Source organism: Roseovarius halophilus (ex Wu et al. 2025), assembly GCF_047086965.1.
In genome coordinates this window covers 1-2689 of sequence record NZ_JBKOTX010000387.1, presented here as the reverse complement: position 1 = coordinate 2689, position 2689 = coordinate 1, and the positions used below count along the sequence as shown (strand labels likewise).

The 2689-nt window shown below is 68.9% G+C and carries 3 protein-coding genes and 1 pseudogene; all 4 read right to left on the bottom strand.

What is annotated here, in order from left to right:
• Positions 1 to 29: 29 nt before the first annotated feature.
• On the bottom strand, positions 30 to 782 hold the full coding sequence (locus ACH107_RS31920) for a hypothetical protein (protein ID WP_412509649.1): 753 nt from the start codon (positions 780 to 782) through the stop codon (positions 30 to 32).
• A 113-nt stretch (positions 783 to 895) separates the two neighbouring features.
• Positions 896 to 1708 carry a lytic transglycosylase domain-containing protein gene (locus ACH107_RS31915; RefSeq protein WP_412509650.1) on the bottom strand — a complete coding sequence of 271 codons (813 nt, stop codon included), beginning with the start codon at positions 1706 to 1708 and terminating at the stop codon, positions 896 to 898.
• Positions 1709 to 1833: 125 nt separating this feature from the next.
• On the bottom strand, positions 1834 to 2160 hold the full coding sequence (locus ACH107_RS31910; protein WP_412509651.1) for a hypothetical protein: 327 nt from the start codon (positions 2158 to 2160) through the stop codon (positions 1834 to 1836).
• A gap of 250 nt (positions 2161 to 2410) precedes the next feature.
• Positions 2411 to 2500: pseudogene (locus tag ACH107_RS31905) on the bottom strand (hypothetical protein); the annotation flags it as partial.
• Between the last annotated feature and the right edge of the window lie 189 nt (positions 2501 to 2689).

The window sequence follows — 2689 nt, the reverse complement described above, 5'->3', positions numbered from 1 at the left end:
GGCAGGGCGGCGGCGCCGCGGCGGGCAGGTCAGGCCGCGACGCTGGAGGCGTCGCGCAGCAGCGTGTAAGCGAACAGGAACGCGCCAAGCGCCGGGACATGCAGCATGAGCGTGAGCGCGAAGGTGTGGATCGACAGGCGCAGGGGCCGGCTTGCCGCGCCGCTCAGGACCGGCGCGAGCCCGTCCATGTCCGACAGGCCGAAACGCCGCATCACGGACCGGGGGGCCGGGTTGGCGTCCACCGGTTCCGACAGGGTTTCGTCGGCCACCGGTTCTGCCTCGGGGGCGAAGGTGTCCCCCGGCCGTTCGGTGCGCGGATCGTCCACCGGGGGCGCGTCGCTGCCGGCGACCGGGTGGCGCAGCAGTTCCAGCAGGTTGTCGATCAGGTCCGGGCCGACCGGCTGTCCGGCCTCGCCGCGCATCACCGCGTCGGCCGGGAGGAACTCGGACGTGCGCTCGATGATCCGGTCCGTTAGGTAATCCAGCCCTTCGCGGCCCATGAACGTGGCCTGTGATGTGGTGCGATCCCGTGCCGTCGGGCCGACGGCGACCACGAGGTACCACGGCGCGCCGGGCTGTTCGGGCGGCAGCCACCCCATGCAGACACGCAGGTTGTCCCGTTCGATGATGGCGATGTCCTCGCAGTCCCAGGTGAGCGAACGCTTGGTCGCATCCACCATGCGGAAGGCGATATCGAATTCCTCGACGATATCGGCGAAGTCGAGGTCCGGACATGTCCGGTACTCCAGGGCGGTGACAGTTCCATGGGCAGACGCTTGCATTTTCAAGTCTCCGGCTTCTCCGTTAACTTGGTTAAACACCGGAAATCTGCGGGCAATTGGAGTAAAATGTGGCGGATTGATGATTTCTCGTTAAGCGTGTGCCGGGCGCCGTGTCAGCGCGCGTCGATTTGCCCGGCCATGATGGCGATGGCCTTCTGGTAGACCGTGGCGGCGTTCCATTGCTTGATCACCGAGAAGTTCGGCTCGCCCGGCTGGTAGCCGCGGCCCGGCTGCCAGCCCTTCTGGCGCAGGAAATTCGCCGTCGAGGCCAGCGCATCGGACTGGCTGTAGAAATCGAGCTGATCGTCGCCGTTGGCATCCACCCCGTAGGTCAGGGCATTTCCCGGCAGGAACTGCGTGTGGCCCAACTCGCCGTGCCGCGCGCCGATCGTGTCGCCGGTGATCGTGCCGCGATCGACCAGCTTGAGCGCGCCGATGGCGTGGGGCTTGAAGAAATCGGCGCGGCGGCAATCATAGGCCAGCGTGGTGATGGCCGACACAACGCGGCTGTCGCCCATGAAGCGGCCGAACCCGGTTTCCATGCCGTGGATCGCGATCAGCACGCCGGCCGGCACGCCGTAGCGCTTTTCCAGCGCGGCATAGAAGCCGGGATTGCGCGCCTTGCGGTCGCGGCCCTGGGCCACGATCACCGAGGCGCCGCGCACCCGCATGAATTTTTCGAGGGTATAGCTGAAACTTTTCTGGTTGCGGTCCGCGGCGATGGTGCGCGTGGCATAGCGGGCATTCGCGAGCGCGCGCAATCCGCGCTTGCCGACCCCGGCGCGCGCCGCCTCGGTCGCGAATTCGGTTTTCCACGCCGCGAACCCGGCAGAGGTGTCGCCGCATGGCGCCGCCGCCGCGCCGGCCGTACCGGTCACGAGGACGAACGTGGTGAAGACGGCAAGGGTCAGGGGTGTCCGGGACATGGCGGGCCGTGTGTCTGTTGCTGACTGCCCGGATGGTAGCCGGGGTTGCGCGCCACACAAAGAGAAAATCCCCGGCTGACATGTGCCGCCGGGGATGCGCCGCGCCCGCATTGCGGGATCGTGCGTTACAGAATGGCGGCCTGCATCACCTCGAGGGCCTGCGCCGTCGTTCCGAAGGCCTGGAACGCGATGAAAGTGCCGGTCAGCGCCGCCGTCTGGGAGGTCAGCCGGAGGCTTTCGCCACGGATCAGGTTGTAGGTGATGAGGCAGGCGCCCACCGGCAGCGAGAACAATGCCACCGCGTAAGAGACCAGCCAAGCCGACAGCCGCAGCGTCGGGGTGTGCTGCATCTGCTCGGAACCCGCGTCGAGCGCGTGGGGCGCGTCGTGATGCTCGGGCGCTGGCTCGGCTTGGGCGTCGGCGGGGTCCGCGCCGGTTTCGGCGCCGGACATGCGATTGTGCAGGCGCCGCGTGGTAGAGGTGGCGCAACGCCGCCCGGTCGGTGTCGAACACGCCCTGTTCCACCGCGCGCGCGGCGATCCGGGCCCGTTCGTAATAGCTCAGCCCGACGCGGATCTCGTTTTCCTCGACCATGGCGAGGTACGCCTCGGAGGCTTCCGACGGGCGGCGCTGCAATGCCAGCACGGTGCGGAACCGCGCCTCGCCGGTTTCCGCGTGGAGCCGGCGCAGCGCCTGGCACCGGCGCCAGCCCGAGATGAGGCCGTACCGGCCCGGCCCGATCTCGGCCACGTCCACCGGGGTCTGTTGGCCGCGCTCGCGCAGCGAGGCCATGAGCGCGCCCAGCTCCTCCTCGTCCAGCGCCATGCGGTCCCGCACCAGGTAATCCAGCGCGACCTGGTCGAGGTCAAGCTCCAGCACCATGCGGCCCGTTTCGCGCGCCTCGGTCAGCGTCTGCGCCATCTCGCCGGCGAGCGCGGCGGTGGAGGCGTCGCGCGCCACGTCGGCGATCGGGGCGGGCCG

Coding starts and splice junctions, on each gene's coding strand:
- ACH107_RS31920 (WP_412509649.1), bottom strand. CDS start 782: ATGCAAGCGTCTGCCCATGGAACTGTCACCGCCCTGGAGTACCGGACA.
- ACH107_RS31910 (WP_412509651.1), bottom strand. CDS start 2,160: ATGTCCGGCGCCGAAACCGGCGCGGACCCCGCCGACGCCCAAGCCGAG.
- ACH107_RS31915 (WP_412509650.1), bottom strand. CDS start 1,708: ATGTCCCGGACACCCCTGACCCTTGCCGTCTTCACCACGTTCGTCCTC.